The 19,977-nt window shown below is 71.9% G+C and carries 20 protein-coding genes; 18 read left to right on the forward strand and 2 right to left on the reverse strand.

All coding sequences use genetic code 11. The features are described from left to right. The first annotated feature begins 2 nt into the window (after positions 1 to 2). The 7 genes from DLJ59_RS35030 (at position 3) to DLJ59_RS35060 (ending at position 6,226) form a co-directional block, all read left to right on the forward strand. Positions 3 to 905 carry a sulfotransferase domain-containing protein gene (locus tag DLJ59_RS35030; RefSeq protein WP_124778417.1) on the forward strand — a complete coding sequence of 301 codons (903 nt, stop codon included), beginning with the start codon at positions 3 to 5 and terminating at the stop codon, positions 903 to 905. Then, positions 902 to 2,164 carry a hypothetical protein gene (locus tag DLJ59_RS35035; protein WP_124778392.1) on the forward strand — a complete coding sequence of 421 codons (1,263 nt, stop codon included), beginning with the start codon at positions 902 to 904 and terminating at the stop codon, positions 2,162 to 2,164. Before DLJ59_RS35030 ends, DLJ59_RS35035 begins: the two co-directional genes overlap by 4 nt. A 215-nt stretch (positions 2,165 to 2,379) precedes the next feature. Next, entirely contained in the window at positions 2,380 to 2,859 is a 480-nt protein-coding gene (locus DLJ59_RS35040) for a glycosyltransferase family 28 protein (RefSeq protein ID WP_124778393.1), read from the forward strand. Next, positions 2,856 to 3,530 carry a glycosyltransferase gene (locus DLJ59_RS35045; RefSeq protein WP_124778394.1) on the forward strand — a complete coding sequence of 225 codons (675 nt, stop codon included), beginning with the start codon at positions 2,856 to 2,858 and terminating at the stop codon, positions 3,528 to 3,530. The genes DLJ59_RS35040 and DLJ59_RS35045 overlap by 4 nt, the downstream gene beginning before the upstream one ends. Beyond that, positions 3,527 to 4,450, forward strand: a complete 924-nt coding sequence (locus DLJ59_RS35050; RefSeq protein WP_124778395.1) for a glycosyltransferase family 2 protein — start codon at positions 3,527 to 3,529, stop codon at positions 4,448 to 4,450. The genes DLJ59_RS35045 and DLJ59_RS35050 overlap by 4 nt, the downstream gene beginning before the upstream one ends. Before the next feature lie 94 nt (positions 4,451 to 4,544). Next, entirely contained in the window at positions 4,545 to 5,723 is a 1,179-nt protein-coding gene (gene aroC, locus DLJ59_RS35055; RefSeq protein WP_124778396.1) for a chorismate synthase, read from the forward strand. Next, positions 5,723 to 6,226, forward strand: a complete 504-nt coding sequence (locus DLJ59_RS35060) for a shikimate kinase (RefSeq protein ID WP_124778397.1) — start codon at positions 5,723 to 5,725, stop codon at positions 6,224 to 6,226. The genes aroC and DLJ59_RS35060 overlap by 1 nt, the downstream gene beginning before the upstream one ends. Before the next feature lie 27 nt (positions 6,227 to 6,253). On the opposite strand, the gene DLJ59_RS35065 is transcribed toward DLJ59_RS35060, so the two are convergent. After that, on the reverse strand, positions 6,254 to 6,982 hold the full coding sequence (locus DLJ59_RS35065) for an alpha/beta fold hydrolase (protein ID WP_124778398.1): 729 nt from the start codon (positions 6,980 to 6,982) through the stop codon (positions 6,254 to 6,256). Positions 6,983 to 7,061: 79 nt separating this feature from the next. Between DLJ59_RS35065 and DLJ59_RS35070 the strand changes: the two genes are divergently transcribed. From DLJ59_RS35070 to nusB, 5 genes are read left to right on the forward strand one after another with little or no spacing between them, the layout of a single operon-like run. After that, positions 7,062 to 8,060, forward strand: coding sequence for a helix-turn-helix transcriptional regulator (locus tag DLJ59_RS35070; protein WP_124778399.1), 999 nt, complete (start codon positions 7,062 to 7,064; stop codon positions 8,058 to 8,060). Between the two features lie 10 nt (positions 8,061 to 8,070). Then, positions 8,071 to 9,150: a 3-dehydroquinate synthase gene (aroB, locus tag DLJ59_RS35075; RefSeq protein ID WP_124778400.1), complete on the forward strand. Its 1,080-nt coding sequence runs from the start codon at positions 8,071 to 8,073 to the stop codon at positions 9,148 to 9,150. After that, positions 9,147 to 9,614 carry a type II 3-dehydroquinate dehydratase gene (gene aroQ / locus DLJ59_RS35080; RefSeq protein WP_124778401.1) on the forward strand — a complete coding sequence of 156 codons (468 nt, stop codon included), beginning with the start codon at positions 9,147 to 9,149 and terminating at the stop codon, positions 9,612 to 9,614. Before aroB ends, aroQ begins: the two co-directional genes overlap by 4 nt. Positions 9,615 to 9,658: 44 nt before the next feature. Continuing rightward, on the forward strand, positions 9,659 to 10,216 hold the full coding sequence (gene efp / locus DLJ59_RS35085; protein WP_007458344.1) for an elongation factor P: 558 nt from the start codon (positions 9,659 to 9,661) through the stop codon (positions 10,214 to 10,216). Positions 10,217 to 10,239: 23 nt separating this feature from the next. Then, on the forward strand, positions 10,240 to 10,650 hold the full coding sequence (nusB, locus tag DLJ59_RS35090; protein ID WP_208641306.1) for a transcription antitermination factor NusB: 411 nt from the start codon (positions 10,240 to 10,242) through the stop codon (positions 10,648 to 10,650). 68 nt (positions 10,651 to 10,718) lie between these two features. On the opposite strand, the gene bldD is transcribed toward nusB, so the two are convergent. Then, positions 10,719 to 11,207 carry a transcriptional regulator BldD gene (gene bldD, locus DLJ59_RS35095; protein WP_007458348.1) on the reverse strand — a complete coding sequence of 163 codons (489 nt, stop codon included), beginning with the start codon at positions 11,205 to 11,207 and terminating at the stop codon, positions 10,719 to 10,721. 288 nt (positions 11,208 to 11,495) lie between these two features. Between bldD and pyrR the strand changes: the two genes are divergently transcribed. The 6 genes from pyrR to DLJ59_RS35125 are packed head-to-tail and all read left to right on the forward strand — an operon-like array spanning position 11,496 to position 19,823. Beyond that, positions 11,496 to 12,080 (forward strand): bifunctional pyr operon transcriptional regulator/uracil phosphoribosyltransferase PyrR, encoded by a 585-nt coding sequence (pyrR, locus tag DLJ59_RS35100; RefSeq protein WP_124778403.1) that lies wholly within the window; start codon positions 11,496 to 11,498, stop codon positions 12,078 to 12,080. Further along, positions 12,077 to 13,003 carry an aspartate carbamoyltransferase catalytic subunit gene (locus tag DLJ59_RS35105; protein WP_124778404.1) on the forward strand — a complete coding sequence of 309 codons (927 nt, stop codon included), beginning with the start codon at positions 12,077 to 12,079 and terminating at the stop codon, positions 13,001 to 13,003. The genes pyrR and DLJ59_RS35105 overlap by 4 nt, the downstream gene beginning before the upstream one ends. Further along, positions 13,000 to 14,277 carry a dihydroorotase gene (locus DLJ59_RS35110; RefSeq protein WP_124778405.1) on the forward strand — a complete coding sequence of 426 codons (1,278 nt, stop codon included), beginning with the start codon at positions 13,000 to 13,002 and terminating at the stop codon, positions 14,275 to 14,277. The genes DLJ59_RS35105 and DLJ59_RS35110 overlap by 4 nt, the downstream gene beginning before the upstream one ends. Continuing rightward, positions 14,277 to 15,440 (forward strand): glutamine-hydrolyzing carbamoyl-phosphate synthase small subunit, encoded by a 1,164-nt coding sequence (gene carA / locus DLJ59_RS35115; protein WP_124778406.1) that lies wholly within the window; start codon positions 14,277 to 14,279, stop codon positions 15,438 to 15,440. The genes DLJ59_RS35110 and carA overlap by 1 nt, the downstream gene beginning before the upstream one ends. Continuing rightward, a complete protein-coding gene (gene carB, locus DLJ59_RS35120) occupies positions 15,433 to 18,780 on the forward strand; it encodes a carbamoyl-phosphate synthase large subunit (protein ID WP_124778407.1) in 3,348 nt (1,115 codons plus the stop codon). The genes carA and carB overlap by 8 nt, the downstream gene beginning before the upstream one ends. Next, complete coding sequence (locus DLJ59_RS35125) at positions 18,777 to 19,823, forward strand: quinone-dependent dihydroorotate dehydrogenase (protein ID WP_124778408.1); 1,047 nt, start codon at positions 18,777 to 18,779, stop codon at positions 19,821 to 19,823. The genes carB and DLJ59_RS35125 overlap by 4 nt, the downstream gene beginning before the upstream one ends. Positions 19,824 to 19,977 lie beyond the last annotated feature (154 nt).

A 19,977-nucleotide genomic window follows, 5' to 3' on the forward strand; every position in this document is an offset into this window, starting at 1 on the left:
TCGTGGTGTCCATCCGTGACCGGGTCAAGCAGTTGGTTCCGACCCAGGTGACCACCCGGGTGAAGGAGTCGCTGGTCGATTACGGCGTTCGCACCAGCGATCGCCGACCGCTGCCGGACTTCCTGATCATCGGGACCAAACGGGGTGGCACCACGTCCCTGTGGAACTACCTCATCCAGCACCCGTTGGTGCCCCGGCTCTTTCCCGCGTGGAACACCAAGTCGGCGCACTACTTCGAGGAGCACTGGGGGCGCGGCGAATCCTGGTACCGCTCGCACTTCCCGACCGAACGGCAACGCGAGGCCCTGGCCAAGCGGCACGGCGGGCCGGTCCGGGTCGGTGAGGCCGCCCCGCTCTACATGTTCCATCCGCTCGCCGCGCAGCGGGTCGCCGGGCTGATGCCGACGGTGAAGCTCATCGTGCTGCTGCGGGATCCGGTTGAGCGGGCGTACTCGCACTGGAAGGAACGCCGGACCCACGGCATCGAACCATTGGATTTCGCCGCGGCGCTGGCGGCCGAGCCGGAGCGCACGGCGGGGGAGCGGGAGCGGTTGATCGCCGAACCGGAGGCGTTCAGCGAGCCGTACGACTGGTACACGTACCGGGCCCGGGGGCGTTATCTGGAGCACCTGGAGCCGTGGCTGGAGCGCTTCGACCGGGAGCAGATCCTCTTCCTGCCCAGCGAGGAGTTGTACCGCGACTCTCGCGCGACCTACCGGCGCACCCTGGACTTCCTCGGTCTGCCGGCGTACGACCTGCCCAACTTCAAGGTCTACAACGATCGGCGCTCGGCACCGCTGGAGCCGGCGGTGCGCGCTGAGCTGACCGACTACTACCGGCCGTACAACGACGCGTTGCGCCAGCGGCTCGGGCTGGACCTCGACTGGGCGGACCGGGCGGCGTGACGACCCGGGTGGGCCCGGCCACCGACCCGCGGTCGCGTGCGGACGGCCTGGGTTGGGTGAGCCGCGCGGTCTTCCCGGACAAGCGGGTCGGCCTGACCGTGGCGGGTGCCCCGCCGGCCGGTCACCAGGCGGTGGCCCGGTACGCGGTGGTGCCGTCGGTCGCCCGAGCCCGGTTCCTGGTGCCGTTGGGCGCGCCCCGGGCCGGTGCGGCGTCCCTGTTGGCGTACAACGCCCTGCGGCCACCGAAGGTGCGTGCGCTGCGGGCGGTGCTCGGCGGGCTGGCCCGGTTCGGTCGGGTGGGGCTCGCACCCTTCCCGACGTTGACCGTCTCGGTGCCGGCCGGGGTGCCGGCCGCGGAGCTGTTGCTGAGCGAGCGGCTCTCCGCTGACCTGGGTGACACGCCACTGCTGGCCGCGTTCGGGGTCCGCCCACCCGACCCGAACGGCAAGCCCACCCTGCAACTGTTCAGCGCCGACGGGCGTCCGCGCGGCTACGCGAAGATCGGCTGGAATGGCGCGACCCGCGCGTTGGTCAGCGCGGAGGCAGCGGCGCTGCGGGCGTTGCGGACGGTGGTCGGCGTCGCCGACCACCCGACGCCGCCGAGGCTGCTCACCGAGGTGTCGTGGGCGGGCCAGGTGGTCGCGGTGATCGAGCCGTTACCTCCGGCGGTACGCGGTGTGCCGGTGGACGACCCACCACGGATCGCCGCGCTGCTCGCGGTCGCCCGGCGTGGTGGCTCGGCGGGGACACCTCGTCCGCTGCTCGACTCGGCCTTCCTGCAACGGCTGGTCGATCAGGCTGGCCGGGCCGCCGCTACCGAGCCGGCCGGCGCACGGGCGGTCGCCGCGGTCTGTGCGCTGGTCCGCCGGCATGGCAACACCAGCGTCGAGTTTGGTCACTGGCACGGCGACTGGGTGCCGTGGAATCTGGGCTGGCACGCCGGCCGGTTGGTCGCCTGGGACTGGGAGCACAGCGGGTCGGACGTGCCGGTCGGCTTCGACCTGGCGCACGACGCGTTCCAGCGGGCACTCGTGCTGCGGCGGGAGCCGGCGGCGGTCGCCGCGTCGGCCGTCGACGGGTATCTGAGCAAGCACGGTGAGCGGCTCGGCCTCGACGCGGCGCAGCGCCGGCTCGTCGCCGACGCGTACCTGGTGGAGATGTGGTTGCGGACCTGGCGGCTGGCCGACGCGGGCGCGGGCTGGAACGCCGCGCTGCATCCCGCACTCTTGGACGTCATCGAGAAAAGACATAGCGGCTGATCGGGAGGAATCGCGGCGGCGGAGGCACGTCGCAGAGTGACGACAAAATCGCAGGTGGTGATGACGATCGATGGACCTCGGACGTTCGGTGCGCCGGCACCGCCTGCTACGGAGATCGCCATCTCGGCCGGTCGCTCTATACAACGACCGGGAATCGTGTGATCTGCTTCTGCCTGGCGTGAACTGAAATTCCAAGCGAACTTGTGGGGAGTCGCGTGGACACGAACAACGACGACAGTGGGGCGCCGGTGCTGCTGCTGGTCGGCTCCAGCGGCGGGCATCTGGCCCAACTACTGGCCTTGCGGCCCTGGTACGAACAGTGGCGGCGCTGCTGGGTCACCTTCGACACCCCGGAGGCGGTGTCGCTGCTGGCCGGCGAGGACCTGGTGCCAGCGCACCACCCGACCACCCGCAACGTGCCGAACCTGCTGCGCAACGCGCTGCTGGCCTGGCGGGTGCTGCGGGCGCGGCGGGTCGCCGCCGTGGTCACCACCGGCGCGGGGGTGGCGGTGCCGTTCGTGGTGCTGGCCCGGATGCGGCGCATCCCGACCGTCTACATCGAGGTGTACGACCGGATCGACACCGCGACGCTGACCGCTCGGCTGTGCCGGCCGTTTCTGTCCGCGATGCTCGTGCAGTGGGACGAGCAGCGCCGGCAGTACCCCGAGGCGACAGTCGTCGGGACGCTGCTGTGACGGGGGAGACGGGCACCGCCCGGCGTCCGCAACCCCGGCCGAGCACCGAGGCGGCCCGTCTGCCGCGCCAGCGTGACAGCTCGGCGGTCGCCCAGCTCCGACTGCTGGTCGCGGTGGGCACCGACAAGCACCCCTTCGACCGACTCGTCGACTGGTTGGCGCAGTGGCACGCGCAGGCCGCCGGCCCGATCGGGCTGACCGTGCAGCACGGGCACACGCGCGCGCCCCAACTGCCTGGCGCGGTGCCGTTCCTCGGCCACGACGCGTTGCAACAGGCGATGATCGATGCGGACCTGGTGGTCTGCCACGGTGGTCCGGCGACCATCCTGGAGGCCCGCCGGCACGGCCACCTGCCCATCGTGGTGCCCCGCGATCCGGCTCGCGGTGAGCATGTCGACAACCACCAGCTTCTCTTCGCCCGCCGGCTCGGCGCCGCCGGGCTGGTGGCGCTCTGCGAGACCCGGGAGGCGCTACACGACGCGTTGGCCGCGGGGGCGGCCGACCCGTCCCGGTACGCGGTGGCCGCCGACCCGGCGGCACACGAGGCACAACGGGCGGCGGTGGCCCGGGTCGGGCAGATCATCGACGAGCTGGTGGCCCGTTCGACCCCGCGCCCACCCCGGTGGCGGGTCTGGTCCCGGCAGCGCCCGGGTACGGAGGAGATTCGATGACCCAGCAGCCGACCGTCAGCGTCGTGGTGCCCACCCGGGACCGCCCCGAGCTGCTGCGGGCCGCGGTGCGCGCGATCCTGGCACAGGACCACCCGGGCCCGATCGAGGTCGTGGTGGTGTTCGACCAGTCCGCGCCGGACGAGTCGCTGACCGAGCTGGGGAGCGACCCGGCCCGCGCGGTACGGGTGATTCGCAACGCCCGTACCCCCGGGTTGGCAGGGGCGCGCAACAGCGGCACCCTCGCGGCCGAGGGTGAGCTGGTCGCGTTCTGCGACGACGACGACGAGTGGCTGCCCGGCAAGCTGGCCGCCCAGGTCGACGCGTTGGCCGGTGATCCGACGGCCGAGTTCGTCTGCTGCGGCATCCGGGTCAACTACGACGGGCACACCGTCGACCGGGTGCTCGACAAGGACCGGATCACCCTGGACGACCTGCTACGCGACCGGATGACGGAGCTGCACCCGTCGACGTTCCTGATCCGCGCCAGCGCGCTGCGCGACGGGTTCGGGCTGGTCGACGAGGAGATCCCGGGCAGCTACGCGGAGGATTACGAGTTCCTGCTCCGGGCCGCGCGCAGCGCGCCGCTGATCAACCTGCGGACGCCGTCGGTGCTGGTCCGCTGGCACAAGCGTTCGTACTTCGCGCAGCGCTGGGACACCATCTCCGAGGCGTTGCAGTGGTTGCTGCGCCGCTATCCGGAGTTCGCCACTCAACCGGCCGGCGAAGCCCGGGTGGCCGGGCAGATCGCGTTCGCCCAGGCCGCTTCCGGTGACCGTCGGGGCGCGCTGCGGTGGGCCCGGCGCACCCTGCGGAGCAACCCCCGTGAGCCGCGCGCCTACCTGGCCCTCGCCGTCGCCGGTCGGGTGGTCCGGGCCGACGCGGTGCTGCGCACCCTGCACAAGCGCGGTCGAGGGATCTGAGCCGCCGCCCGCGCGAGCGGGCGGCGGCGTCCGCTGGGCGGGACGGCCTGGGGAGCGCGCCGCGCCGGTGGCCCGCCGTGACAGACTGACCGCTGTGTTGCGCTGGCTGACTGCAGGTGAATCGCATGGTCCCGCCCTCGTCGCGATGTTGGAGGGGGTGCCGGCCGGCATCGAGGTGACCACCACCGAGATCGCCGACGAACTGGCCCGCCGCCGGCTGGGCTACGGCCGGGGTGCCCGGATGTCGTTCGAGCGGGACGAGGTCGAGCTGCTCGGCGGCCTGCGGCACGGTGTCACCCTGGGCAGCCCGGTGGCGATCCGGGTCGGCAACTCCGAGTGGCCGAAGTGGCAGACCGTGATGGCCGCCGACCCGGTCGACCCCGACGAGCTGGCCCGGCAGGCCCGCAACGCCCCGCTGACCCGCCCCCGACCGGGCCACGCTGACCTGGCCGGCATGCAGAAGTACGGCCACACCGACGCCCGGCCGATCCTGGAGCGCGCCAGCGCCCGGGAGACGGCTGCCCGGGTCGCGGTCGGCACTGTCGCCAAGGCGCTGATCCGGCAGGCGCTCGGGATCGAGATCGTCTCGCACGTCGTCGAGCTGGGCCCGGTGGCCGCGAAGCCCGGCCTGCGCCCCACGCCGTCCGACACCGCCCGGATCGACGCCGACCCGCTGCGCTGCCTGGACCCGGAGGCCAGCGCCCTGATGGTCGCCGAGGTCGACGCCGCGAAGAAGGCCGCCGACACCCTCGGCGGCGTGGTCGAGGTGCTGGCGTACGGGGTGCCACCGGGGCTGGGCAGCCACGTGCAGTGGGACCGCAAGCTCGACGCCCGGCTGGCCACCGCGCTGATGTCCATTCAGGCGATCAAGGGCGTGGAGATCGGCGACGGCTGGCAGCAGGCCCGATCCCGCGGCTCCGAGGCGCACGACGAGATCATTCCGTCGGCGACCGGCGTCCGCCGGGTCACCGACCGGGCCGGCGGGCTGGAGGGTGGCATCACCACCGGTGAGCCGTTGCGGGTCCGCGCCGCGATGAAGCCGATCTCCTCGCTGAACCGGGCGCTGGCCACGGTGGACGTCGCCACCGGCGAGCCGGCCACCGCGATCAACCAGCGCTCCGACGTGTGCGCGGTGCCCGCCGCGGCGGTGGTCGCCGAGGCGATGGTGGCGTTGGTGCTCGCCGAGGCGGCCACCGAGAAGTTCGGCGGAGACTCGGTCACCGAGATCCGTCGCAACCTGGCCGGCTACCTCGACGCGCTGGTCATCCGCTGATGGCACCGGTGGTCGTGCTGGTCGGCGCGCCTGGTTGCGGCAAGACCACCGTCGGGCGGGCGCTCGCCGTGACGCTCGGCGTGGAGTTCCGCGACACCGACGCCGACATCGAGCAGATGGCCGGGAAGTCGATCCCGGAGATCTTCATCGACGAGGGTGAGGCGCACTTCCGTACCTTGGAGCGGGCCGCCGTGGCCGCGGCGCTGGCCGCCGGCTCGGGGGTGCTCGCCCTCGGGGGTGGCGCGGTGCTGGCCGAGGAGACCCGGGCGGCGCTGATCGGGCACCGGGTGGTGCACCTCTCGGTGGAGCTGCCGGACGCGGTGAAGCGGGTCGGGCTCGGCGCCGGCCGGCCGCTGCTGGCGATCAACCCGCGGGCCACCCTCAAGCACCTGCTGGACCAGCGCCGGCCGCTCTACGCCGAGGTGGCCACGGAGACGGTGGTCACCGATGGCCGAGCCCCGGCGCAGGTCGTCGCGGAGATCGCCGCCCTGCTCCCGCGCTGAACTACGCGGAGATCCGGCGCGCGTCGGTCAGCTGCGGGCGATCAGGTCGAGGATGTCGGCGAGAGCCTTCGGCTCGCTGAGCATCGGCCAGTGCCCGGTGGGCAGCTCGTGCAGCTGACTGTCGGCCAGGCCGGTGAAGAACGGATGCTTCTCCCTGATCATCTGCTGCACCACGCTGAGCGGGAAGGTGCTGGCGACCAGCGCGCTCGGCGCCGGGCTTTCACCGGCGAGTCGGACCGGGTCGGTGGCGGTCCGCAGCGGCTGCGGGGTGGCCCGGGTGCGCAGCAGCGCGAGCGTCGGCTCGTCGAGGCCGGCGAGGTTGGTCGGGTCGGCGGCCGGATCCCAGGCGGGCGGCGGCAGCAGGTGCCCGGTGCCGATCGCGTCGCGTAGCCGCTGTTGCTCCTGCGGCGGCATCGTGTCGAACTGCGCCGTGCCGTCCGGCAACGGCCCACTCTCCACGTAGACGACCCGGGCGATCCGGTCCGGGATGCGGTCCGCAGCCTGGGCGGCCGGCATCCCGCCGCCGGAGTGCCCGACCAGCTGTACGTCGCGCAACTCCTCGACCTCGATCAGCCGGACGATGTCGGTGGTGTGGGTGTCCAGGCTGACCTGCGGCCCGCCGAGGTGGTCTCGCTCGGCCAGCCCGGTCAGCGTCATCGGGTACACCTCGTGCCCCTGTGACCGCAGCGCGACGGTCACGTCCCGCCACGCCCAGGCACCCAGCCAGAATCCCGGCACCAGCACGAATGTCGCCATCTGTCGCTCCTTCTGTCGGTTACCGCTAGACCGTAGGATCAAATCCGGACAGTATCCGCCCGGTTTGAAGGAGTGGCCCGTGTCACATCCCGCTGGCCGGGTGCTGGCCCTGCTCGAACTGCTGCAGACCCGGCACCGGTCGACGGCCGCCGAACTCGCCGGCCTGCTCGGGGTGGACGAGCGGACCGTGCGCCGGTACGCGACCACGCTGGTCGAGCTGGGCATCCCCGTCACCGCCGACCGGGGTCGCTACGGCGGCTACCGGCTGCGCTCCGGCTACAAGCTGCCGCCGCTGATGCTCACCGACGACGAGGCGGTGGCCGTGCTGCTCGGCCTCGTCGTCGCCGAACAGGTCGGCCTCGCCACCGAGCAGCCGGCCACCGCCACCGCGCTGGCGAAGATCCGCCGGGTGCTGCCGGCGGCGCTCGCCGACCGGCTCGCCGCCGTCCAGGAGCATCTGGGCTTCACCCTGCGTCGCCCGGAAGCGGAGCGCGGACCGGCGTCAGGCACCCTGCTCGCTCTCGCCTCGGCCACCCGGCACCGGCAGCGGGTGGCGCTGGACTACCGCTCCTGGCGGGGCGAGCAGTCACACCGCGAGCTCGACCCGTACGGGCTGGTCTTCCACGCCGGCCGTTGGTATGTCACCGGCCACGACCACCGGCGTGGAGAGGTCCGCACCTTCCGACTGGACCGGATCGGCGCGGTCACGCCCGGCGTGGCGACGTTCACCGTGCCGGACGGCTTTGAGGCGGTGTCCTGGGTGACCCGGTCGCTGGCCGGGGTGCCGTACCAGCACGAGGTGGAGGTCGTGCTGGAGACCGACCTGGTGGCCGCCCGCCGCCGCATCCCGCCCAGCGTGGCCGAGTTGACCGCCACCACGCAGGGGGTGCTGGTGCGGGCCCGAGCCGAGAGCCTGCCCGGAATGGCGGCGCTGCTCGCCGGGCTGGGTTGCCCGTTCACCGTGCGGCACCCGGACGCGCTGCGTGCCGCGGTGGCCGAGCACGCCCGCCGGTTGACGGACTGGGCCGCCCGGCCAGCAGGTGGACAGCCGCCGTCGCCGCGCCGCCCGCTGGACTAGGCTGCCGGCGATGGACGAGGTGACCCGGATTCCGGTCGGCGGCGAGCGGCCGTACGACGTCTTGGTGGGACGTGACCTGCTGGGCGCGCTGCCTGGCCTGCTGCCCGGCGCGACGCGGGTGGCGGTGCTGCACGCGCCTCCGCTCAAGGCTCTCGCGGACGCGCTCGGTGAGCGGCTGCGCGCCGCCGGCGTCGAGCTACTGCCGATCGAGGTGCCCGACGCCGAGTCGGGCAAACACATCGAGGTGGCCTCCGCCTGTTGGGACCGGCTCGGAGCGGCCGGCTTCACCCGGACCGACGCGGTGGTCGGGGTGGGCGGCGGCGCGGTGACCGACCTGGCCGGCTTCGTCGCGGCCAGCTGGTTACGGGGGGTGCGCTGGGTGCCGGTGGCGACCTCGCTGCTGGGCATGGTCGACGCCGCGGTGGGCGGCAAGACGGGCATCAACACGGCCGCCGGCAAGAACCTGGTGGGCGCGTTCCACCCGCCGGTCGGGGTGTTGGCCGACCTGGCCACGCTGGACAGCCTGCCCGCTGTCGACCTGGCGGCCGGGTTGGCCGAGGTCGTCAAGTGCGGGTTCATCGCCGACCCGACGATCCTGGATCTCATCGAGGATGACCCGACGGCCGCCACCGACCCCCGTGGTCCGGTGAGCCGGGAGCTGATCGAGCGGGCGATCCGGGTCAAGGCCGACGTGGTCGCCGGCGACCTGCGCGAGTCGGGCCTGCGGGAGGTGCTCAATTACGGTCACACCCTGGCCCACGCCATCGAGCAGAACGAGGGCTACCGCTGGCGGCACGGTCACGCCGTCTCCGTCGGTCTGGTGTACGCGGCAACGCTGGCCCGCCGCGCCGGGCGACTGGACGCGCCGACCGCCGACCGGCACCGGGTCACGTTGAGCGCGCTGGGCCTGCCGGTGAGCTACCCGGCCGACGCCTGGCCGCAGCTGCTGGCCGCGATGCGGGTGGACAAGAAGGCCCGGGGCAGTCGGCTGCGCTTCGTCGTCCTCGAGGGGCTGGCCCGTCCGGCGATGTTGGAGGGCCCGGACGACGCGTTGCTGGAGGCTGCCTACCGGGAGGTGGCGAGCCTGTGAAGGTCTACGTCTTGAACGGGCCGAACCTGGGCCGGCTGGGCACCCGTGAGCCGGACGTGTACGGCGCGACCACCTACGCCGACCTGGTGGAGCTCTGCGCGCGCACCGGAGAGCAGTTGGGGTTGGACGTGACGGTCCGGCAGACCGACGCCGAGCACGAACTGCTCGGCTGGCTGCACACCGCCGCCGACGAGGCCGCCGCGGTGGTGCTCAACCCGGCCGCCTGGTCGCACTACTCGTACGCCGTGCGGGACGCCTGCGCGATGCTGCGCGGGCCGCTGGTGGAGGTGCACATCTCCAACATCCACGCTCGCGAGGAGTTCCGGCACCACTCGGTGGTGTCGGCGGTGGCGACCGGGGTGATCTGCGGCCTGGGCATTGACGGCTATCGCCTCGCCCTGCACCATCTGGCCACCCGCGAAGAGCCCGCCCCGAGCGGGGACCGGGCGATTCGACGCAGCTAGTAGACTCGTAGGGTCTGTCCGCCAATTGATGATCAAGGCAGGAAATGGCCTCCACCAACGACCTCAAAAACGGCCTGGTACTCAACCTGGATGGCGAGCTGTGGGCCGTCGTCGAGTTCCAGCACGTCAAGCCCGGTAAGGGTGGTGCCTTCGTGCGCACCACGCTGAAGAACGTGCTGTCCGGGAAGGTGGTCGACAAGACCTTCAACGCGGGCACCAAGGTCGAGACCGCGACCGTTGACAAGCGCACGATGCAGTACCTGTACGCCGACGGCGAGGACTTCGTCTTCATGGATCTGGAGACCTTCGACCAGATCACCGTGCCCGGTGGCACCGTCGGTGAGGCAGCCAACTACCTGCTGCCCGAGGCGGAGGCGACCGTCGCCCAGCACGAGGGGGTGCCGCTCTACATCGAGCTGCCCACCAGCGTCGTGCTGGAGGTCACCTACACCGAGCCGGGCCTGCAGGGCGACCGTTCGACCGGCGGCACCAAGCCGGCGACCGTGGAGACCGGCGCCACCGTGCCGGTCCCGCTGTTCATCACCACCGGCGAGAAGATCAAGGTCGACACCCGCGACGGCCGTTACCTCGGCCGCGCCTGATGGCTGAGGGCGCCAAGCAGCAGATGCCGGCGCGCCGCAAGGCGCGCAAGCGGGCGCTGGATGTCCTTTACGAGGCCGACCTACGGGACAAGCCTCCGGTGGAGGTGCTCGCCGGCTACGTGCAGCGGATCGAGCAGCCCCGGCCGGAGCATCTGGGCTACGCGGTGGGCCTGGTCGAGGGCGTCGCCGAGCACCTCGACCGGATCGACGAGCTGATCGCCAGCTACGCCGAGGGTTGGACGCTGGAGCGGATGCCGGTCGTCGACCGTAACCTGGCCCGGATCGCCGTCTACGAGTTGCTCTACGTCGACGAGATCGACGACGCGGTGGCGATCAGCGAGGCTGTCGAGCTGGCCCGGCAGATGTCGACAGATGATTCGCCGCGCTTCCTCAACGGGGTGCTCGGCCGGATCGCCGAGTACGCCACCCGCTGAGGTCACGCACCCGCAACACCGAAAGGGCCCGTGCCAGATGGCACGGGCCCTTTCGGTGTTGCGACAGCTCAGGAGGCGAAGAACGCCCGGGGGTCGGCCACCAGCACGCCGTGCTCGGTGAGCCGCTCGATCAGACCCGACGGTGAGGCGTCGTAGACGATCGCGAGCGCCCGCAGGTCATCGGCGCGGATGGAGAGCACCCGACCGTTGTAGTCGCCGCGCTGCTGCTGGATGGCGCGGGCGTAGCGGGCGACGTAGGCCAGATCCTCGGAGGCCTCGTCGTAGAGCCGCTCCAGGTCCAGGACAATCTTGCTGGTGGGCTCGTGACGGACGCCACTGCCGTCAGGCAGCAGCTCCGAGACGGGTACGCGGTAGAACTCGGCCAGCTCGGCCAGACGGGACACCGTCACGGCCCGGTCGCCACGCTCGTACGAGCCGACCACCACGGCCTTCCACCGCCCATTCGACTTCTCCTCCACACCCTGCAGGGAAAGACCCTGCTGCTGGCGGATGGAGCGCAGGCGGGCGCCCAGAGACTTGGCGTATTCAGAGGGCATTCGGACACTCCCAGTGCTGCTCGGGGTTCTCCCGTCGATCGCTACGGAGCGTGACGGTACGGGGAATGCGACACGTGGTCAAGTGGTCGTGACCCTACCGTTGGGGAGCGTCCGGGAAGTTATCCCCCTTTCCGGTGCCTGACCCGATGGTCAGCAGCCGCCGTCCATCACCCCGGTGACCACTGGTAACGTGGCGGAAGCCCCGGCCCAGGTCTGCTCAGCGGTCCGGCCGGAGGTGCCCGACATCCTTTAACGACCCGTCCCGTGAGGCGGGGAAGGAGGTCCGCCGTGGCATACCCACCGGCTGCCCGCTCCTCACCACCGCGACAACCCTCGGTGAAGGTGATCCTCACCACCGCCGACGTGCAACGCGTGGTCGACCGCATCGCCCACCAGATCCTGGAAAAGACCCAGGGTGCCGCGAACACGGTGCTGCTGGGGATCCCCACCCGGGGCACCCCCCTCGCCCGGCGGCTCGCCGACCGGATCAGCACCTTCGAGGACGTCGCCGTCCCGGTCGGTGTGCTCGACATCACCCTGTACCGCGACGACCTCCGTCGGCATGCCACCCGCGCGGTGGGTCCGACCGAGTTGCCGCCCGGCGGCATCGACGGCAAACGGATCATCCTGGTCGACGACGTGCTCTTCTCCGGCCGCACCGTCCGGGCCGCGCTCGACGCGCTCAACGACGTGGGCCGCCCGGCGTCGGTGCAACTCGCCGTCCTGGTCGACCGGGGTCACCGGGAGCTGCCGATCCGTGCCGACTACGTCGGCAAGAACATCCCGACGTCGCTCGCCGAGAGCGTCAAGGTGACACTCGCCGAGACCGACGGGACGGACGAGGTCAAGCTCTACGGGGGAACTGCCTCATGATCAAGCACCTGCTCTCCGGCGGGGACCTGGACGCCGACACCGCCACCGAGATCCTGGACACCGCCGCCGAGATGGCCACCGTCGCCGGCCGCGAGATCAAGAAGCTGCCCGCGCTGCGCGGTCGTACCGTGGTGAACCTTTTCTACGAGGACTCCACGCGTACCCGGATCTCCTTCGAGGCGGCGGCGAAGCGGCTCAGCGCCGATGTGATCAACTTTTCCGCCAAGGGGTCCAGCGTCACCAAGGGCGAGAGCCTGAAGGACACCGCGCTGACCCTGCAGGCCATGGGCGCGGACGCCGTGGTCGTCCGACACCCCGCCTCCGGCGCGCCGCACCGCCTGGCCAACTGGGTGGACGGTTCGGTGGTCAACGCCGGTGACGGCACCCACGAGCACCCCACCCAGGCGCTGCTGGACGCGTACACCATGCGGGCCCGGCTGGGCCGGCTCGCCGGCCTGTCGGTCGCGGTGGTCGGGGACGTGCTGCACTCCCGGGTCGCCCGCTCCAACGTGCTGCTGCTCTCCACCCTCGGCGCCAAGGTCACCCTGGTCGGCCCGCCGACCCTCATCCCGGTCGACATCGCCGGTGCCCTCGCCCCCGGCACCGACGTCTCCTACGACCTCGACTCCGTTCTGCCCAACGTGGACGTGGTGATGATGCTGCGCGTGCAGCGGGAACGGATGAACGACTCCTACTTCCCCTCCGCGCGCGAGTACGCCCGCCGCTACGGGCTGGACGGGCCGCGGATGCGCCGGCTGCCCGAGCACGCGATCGTCATGCACCCCGGCCCGATGAACCGGGGGATGGAGATCACCGCCGAGGTCGCCGACTCACCCCGCTCCACCATCGTCGAACAGGTCACCAACGGGGTCTCCGTGCGGATGGCTGTCCTTTACCTGCTTCTCGGAGGGAACAACCGGTGACCGCGTACCTGATCACCAGCGTGAGTGTCGTCGGCGCCGCGCCGACCGACCTGCTGATCCGCGACGGCGTGGTCGCCGCTGTCGGTCCCGGCCTGACCGCGCCGGACGCCACAGTCGTCGACGGCACCGGCCTGGTCGCCCTGCCCGGCCTCGTCGACCTGCACACCCACCTGCGCGAGCCCGGTCGGGAGGATGCCGAGACCGTCGAGTCCGGTTCCCGGGCGGCGGCGCTCGGCGGTTACACAGCGGTCTGCGCCATGGCCAACACCTCCCCGGTGGCGGACACCGCAGGTGTGGTCGAGCAGGTCTGGCGGCTCGGCCGGGAGGCCGGCCTGGTCGACGTGCAGCCGATCGGCGCGGTCACCGTCGGGCTGGCCGGCGAGCGGCTGGCCGAGCTGGGCGCGATGGCCGATTCGGCGGCCCGGGTGCGGATCTTCTCCGACGACGGGCACTGCGTCGCGGACCCGAAGTTGATGCGCCGAGCCCTGGAGTACGTCAAGGCGTTCGACGGGATCATCGCCCAGCACGCCGAGGAGCCCCGGCTCACCGAGGGCGCCCAGATGCACGAGGGCGAGGTTTCCACCCGCCTCGGCCTGATCGGTTGGCCGGCGGTCGCCGAGGAGGCGATCATCGCCCGGGACGTGCTGCTCGCCGAGCACGTGGGCGGCCGACTGCACGTCTGCCACGTCTCCACCGCCGGCAGCGTCGAGGTGCTGCGCCAGGCGAAGGCCCGCGGGGTACGGGTGACCGCCGAGGTGACCCCGCACCACCTGCTGCTCACCGACGTCAAGGCCGAGACCTACGACCCCGTTTTCAAGGTCAACCCACCGCTGCGGACGGCCGCGGACATCACCGCGCTGCGCGCCGCCCTCGCCGACGGGGTGATCGACGTGATCGCCACCGACCACGCGCCGCACGCGGTGGAGGACAAGGAGTGCGAGTGGGCGTACGCCCGGCCGGGCATGCTCGGTCTGGAGACGGCCCTCTCCATCGCGCTGGACGTGCTCGGTCCCGAGTGGGATCTGATCGCTGAGCGGATGTCGCGCACCCCCGCCCGGATCGCCGGCCTCACCGGGCACGGCGTCGACCCCGCGCCGGGTGTGCCGGCGAACCTGACCCTGATCGACCCGGCCGCCCGCCGCACCATCGAGCCGGCGGAACTGGCCAGTCGCAGTCGCAACACCCCGTACGCCCGCATGACGCTGCCGGGTCGCATCGTGGCGACCTTCCTGCGCGGCGAGCCGACGGTCCTGGACGGAAAGGCTGTCAAGTAATGGTCAAGCGCAGACCCGCGATCCTGGTGCTAGAGGACGGGCGCACCTTCCCCGGTGAGGCGTACGGCAGCGTCGGGGAGACCTTCGGCGAGGCGGTCTTCAACACCGGCATGACCGGTTACCAGGAGACGCTGACCGACCCGTCCTACCACCGTCAGGTGGTGGTGCAGACCGCACCGCACATCGGCAACACCGGCGTCAACGGCGAGGACGACGAGTCCGGCCGGATCTGGGTGGCGGGCTACGTCGTACGCGACCCGGCCCGGATCGGTTCGAACTGGCGCGCCACCGGCTCTTTGGAGGACCGCCTCGCCACCGAGGGTGTGGTCGGCATCAGCGGGGTGGACACCCGGGCGCTGACCCGGCACCTGCGCGAGCGGGGCGCCATGCGGGTGGGCATCTCCAGCATCGACAACGACCCGCAGAGCCTGCTGACCCGGGTCCGCGAGGCGCCGCAGATGCTCGGCGCGGACCTGTCCGCCGAGGTGAGCACCCCGGAGCCGTACGTCGTCGAGGCTCTGGGCGAGCACCGGTTCACGGTGGCCGCACTGGACCTGGGCATCAAGCGCAACGTGCCGCGTCGGCTGGCCACCCGTGGGGTGACCACGCACGTGCTGCCGGCGTCGTCGACCATCGACCAGATGCTCGCCACCGGCGCCGACGCGATCTTCCTGTCGCCGGGCCCGGGCGACCCGGGCACCGCCGACGCCCCGGTGGCGCTGGCCCGGGAGGCGCTGCGGCGGGAGGTGCCGCTGTTCGGCATCTGCTTCGGCAGTCAGATCCTCGGTCGGGCGCTCGGCTTCGGCACCTACAAGCTGGGCTACGGCCACCGGGGCATCAACCAGCCGGTGCTCGACCGGGCCACCGGCAAGGTCGAGGTGACCAGCCACAACCACGGCTTCGCCGTCGAGGTGCCGGGTGCGGGTGCCGGTGCGGTCGTCCCCGACCAGGTGATCGACACCGACTTCGGTGGTGTACGGGTGTCGCACGTCTGCCTCAATGACAACGTGGTCGAGGGGTTGCGGGCCGTGGACCTGCCCGCGTTCACCGTCCAGTACCACCCGGAGGCCGCGGCCGGCCCGCACGACGCGGACTACCTTTTCGACCGATTCGCCGATTTGATCGAGGGTCGGACCCACAGCAAGGGGCGCAGCAATGCCTAAGCGGACCGATCTCAAGCACATCCTCGTGATCGGCTCCGGGCCGATCGTCATCGGGCAGGCCTGCGAGTTCGACTACTCCGGCACCCAGGCCTGCCGGGTCCTGCGCAGCGAGGGGATCCGGGTCAGCCTGGTCAACTCCAACCCGGCGACGATCATGACGGACCCGGAGTTCGCCGACGCGACCTACGTCGAGCCGATCACCCCGGAGTTCGTGGAACTGGTCATCGCCAAGGAGCGCCCGGACGCGATCCTCGCGACCCTCGGCGGGCAGACCGCGCTGAACACGGCCGTCGCCCTGCACGAGGGTGGCGTCCTGGAGAAGTACGGCGTGGAGCTGATCGGCGCGAACATCGACGCCATCAACCGGGGCGAGGACCGCCAGCTGTTCAAGGAGATCGTGGCGAAGGCCGGCGTACGCCTGGGCGTCGACGACCCGACCGCGCTGGTGCCCCGCTCCCGGGTCTGCCACTCGATGGACGAGGTCGAGGCGACCGTGGCCGAGTTGGGCCTGCCGGTGGTGATCCGGCCGTCGTTCACCATGGGTGGCCTGGGCTCCGGCATGGCGCACACCCCGGAGGACCTGGCCCGCATCGCCGGCGACGGCCTGTCCGCCAGCCCGGTGCACGAGGTCCTCATCGAGGAGAGCGTGCTCGGCTGGAAGGAGTACGAACTCGAGCTGATGCGCGACCGGCACGACAACGTGGTGGTGGTCTGCTCGATTGAGAACATCGACCCGATGGGTGTGCACACCGGCGACAGCGTCACCGTCGCCCCGGCCATGACGCTCACCGACCGGGAGTACCAGCGCCTGCGTGACCTGGGCATCGCCGTGCTGCGCGAGGTCGGGGTGGACACCGGCGGCTGCAACATCCAGTTCGCGGTCAACCCGGCCGACGGCCGGATCGTCGTGATCGAGATGAACCCCCGGGTGTCGCGGTCCTCGGCGCTGGCCTCCAAGGCGACCGGTTTCCCGATCGCCAAGATCGCCGCGAAGCTGGCCATCGGGTACACCCTCGACGAGATCCCCAACGACATCACGTTGAAGACGCCGGCGGCGTTCGAGCCGTCCCTCGACTACGTGGTGGTGAAGATCCCCCGGTTCGCGTTCGAGAAGTTCCCCGGCGCGGATCCGGAGCTGACCACCACGATGAAGTCGGTGGGCGAGGCGATGAGCCTCGGACGCAACTTCACCGAGGCGCTGAACAAGGCGATGCGCTCGATGGAAACCAAGTCGGCCGGTTTCTGGAGTGTGCCGGACCCGGCGGGCGTCACCCTCGCGGACACCCTCGCGGCGCTGCGGATCCCGCACGACGGCCGGCTGTACACCGTCGAGCGGGCGCTGCGGCTCGGCGCGTCGATCGCGGAGGTCGCCGAGGCGTCCGGCGGGATCGACCCGTGGTTCCTGGACCAGATCGCCGCGCTGATCGAGCTGCGCGCCGAGATCGTCGACGCGCCGGTGCTCGACGCCGACCTGTTGCGCCGCGCCAAGCGGGCCGGTCTGTCCGACCGGCAGCTCGCCGCGCTGCGCCCGGAGTTGGCCGCCGAGGACGGCGTACGGACCCTGCGGCACCGCCTCGACGTGCGCCCGGTCTACAAGACCGTGGACACCTGCGCTGCCGAGTTCGAGGCGACCACGCCGTACCACTACTCGACGTACGACCTGGAGACCGAGGTCGTGCCGTCGGACCAGCCGAAGGTGCTGATCCTGGGTTCCGGCCCGAACCGGATCGGGCAGGGCATCGAGTTCGACTACTCCTGCGTGCACGCCGTGCAGGCGTTGCGGTCGGCCGGTTATGAGACCGTCATGGTCAACTGCAACCCGGAGACGGTCTCCACCGACTACGACACCGCCGACCGGCTCTACTTCGAGCCGCTGACCTTCGAGGACGTGCTGGAGGTCTGGCACGCGGAGGACTCGTCCGGCCGGGCGGCCGGCGGGCCGGGCGTGGTCGGGGTGGTCGTGCAGCTCGGCGGCCAGACCCCGCTGGGGCTGGCGCAGCGGCTCAAGAACGCCGGTGTGCCGATCGTCGGCACCTCCCCGGAGTCGATCCACCTGGCCGAGGAGCGGGGTGCGTTCGGCGCGGTGCTGGCCCGCGCCGGGCTGCGCGCGCCGTCGCACGGCATGGCCACCTCGTACGACGAGGCCAAGACGATCGCCGACGAGATCGGCTACCCGGTGCTGGTCCGGCCGTCGTACGTGCTGGGCGGTCGGGGCATGGAGATCGTCTACGACGACCCGACGCTGCGCGACTACATCGGCCGGGCCACCGACATCTCCCCGGACCACCCGGTGCTGGTGGACCGGTTCCTCGACGACGCCATCGAGATCGACGTGGACGCGCTCTGCGACGCCGACGGCGAGGTCTACATCGGCGGCGTGATGGAGCACATCGAGGAGGCGGGCATCCACTCCGGCGACTCGTCCTGCGCGCTCCCGCCGATCACCCTCGCGGGCTCGCACCTGGTCGAGGTCCGCCGCTACACCGAGGCCATCGCCCGTGGCGTCGGTGTCCGCGGCCTGCTCAACGTGCAGTACGCCCTCAAGGACGACGTGCTCTACGTGCTGGAGGCCAACCCGCGCGCGTCGCGGACCGTCCCGTTCGTCTCCAAGGCCACGGCGGTGCCGCTGGCCAAGGCGGCGGCCCGGATCGCGCTCGGGGCGAGCATCGCCGAGCTGCGCGCCGAGGGCCTGCTGCCGGCGACGGGGGACGGGGGCACCATGCCCGCCGACGCGCCGGTCGCGGTCAAGGAGGCGGTGCTGCCGTTCAAGCGCTTCCGGACCCGCGCGGGCAAGGGGATCGACTCGCTGCTCGGGCCGGAGATGAAGTCGACCGGCGAGGTGATGGGCATTGACACCAACTTCGGGCACGCCTTCGCCAAGAGCCAGTCGGCCGCGTACGGGTCGCTGCCGACCGCCGGGAAGATCTTCGTCTCGGTGGCCAACCGGGACAAGCGCGGCATGATCTTCCCGATCAAACGGCTGGCCGATCTGGGCTTCGAGATCGTCGCCACCGCCGGCACGGCCGAGGTGCTGCGCCGACACGGCATCGCCTGTGAGCAGATCCGTAAGCACTACCAGGCCGGCGCGGGCGACGACGCGGTGTCGCTGATCGGTGGTGGCCACGTGGCGCTGGTGATCAACACGCCGCAGGGCTCGGGTGCCAGCGCCCGCTCCGACGGCTACGAGATCCGCAGCGCGGCCGTCACCGCGGACATCCCCTGCATCACCACGGTTCCTGGCGCGGCGGCGGCGGTCATGGGTATCGAGGCGCGAATCCGCGGCGACATGCAGGTCCGTCCCCTGCAGGACCTGCACGCCACTCTGCGGGCGGCCCAGTGACAGTGTTCGAGCGGGCGGTACGGCCGTGGTTGTTCCGGCTCGGTGGCGGCGACGCCGAGGCGGCGCACGAATGGACGCTGCGGCGGTTGGCGGCCCTGTCGCGGCGGCCGGCCGCGCTCGCCGCGCTGCGGGCCCGGTACGCGGTCGACGCGCCGCGCACGGTGTTCGGGGTCCGGTTCCCCAACCCGGTCGGGTTGGCCGCCGGCATGGACAAGGACGGCGCGGCGTTGCCGGCCTGGCCGGCGCTCGGCTTCGGGTTCGTGGAGGTCGGCACGGTCACCGCGCACGCCCAGCCGGGCAACCCCCGGCCCCGGCTGTTCCGGTTGCCGGCCAGCGAGGCGGTGGTCAACCGGATGGGCTTCAACAACGCCGGGGCCGCCGCGTTGGCGGCCCGGCTGGCGGCGCTGCCGCGCCCGCTCGGGGTGCCGCTGGGCATCTCGCTGGGCAAGTCCAAGGTGACCCCGCTCGACGAGGCGGTCGAGGACTACCTCGCCTCGTACCGGGCGCTGCGGGGGCACGGTGACTACTTCGCGGTGAACGTGTCCTCACCGAACACCCCGGGCCTGCGGTCGTTGCAGGACCGCGCCCACCTGGACGCGCTGCTCGGCGCGCTGGTGGGGGAGAAGCCGGTGCTGGTCAAGATCGCACCGGACCTGACCGAGGCGGCGATCGCCGAGCTGCTGGAGGTCTGCCTGGCCCGGGGCGCCGCCGGGGTGATCGCCACCAACACCACGCTGTCTCGCGACGGGCTCGCCGGCGTTGACGTCGAGCGTGGCGCGCAGGTCGGTGGCCTCTCCGGTCGGCCGCTCACCGGGCGGGCCCGCGACGTGGTCGCCTTCGTGCACCGGGAAACCGACGGCCGGCTGCCGATCATCGGCGTCGGCGGTGTGCTGGACCCGGACGACGCGGCACGGATGTTCGACGCCGGCGCTGCCCTGGTGCAGCTCTACACCGGTTTCATCTACCGAGGCCCGGCCCTGGTCCGCGCCGCCGCTCGGGCGACGGCCACGACCGCGGTGCCGGATCCGCTCGCCAGCGGGTGACCGCTCCCTGGCGCGTTGCTGACCCGACCCAAACGGCGTCGAGCCAGCAACGCGCCAGGGAGCCCACTGCCCACTGCTTACTGCCCACAGCCACAGCCACTGCCACAGCCACTGCCACCGCCGCCGCCGCTACTGCCACCGCCACCGCCACCGC

The organism is Micromonospora inaquosa (genome assembly GCF_003857055.1).
Taxonomy (GTDB): domain Bacteria; phylum Actinomycetota; class Actinomycetes; order Mycobacteriales; family Micromonosporaceae; genus Micromonospora; species Micromonospora inaquosa.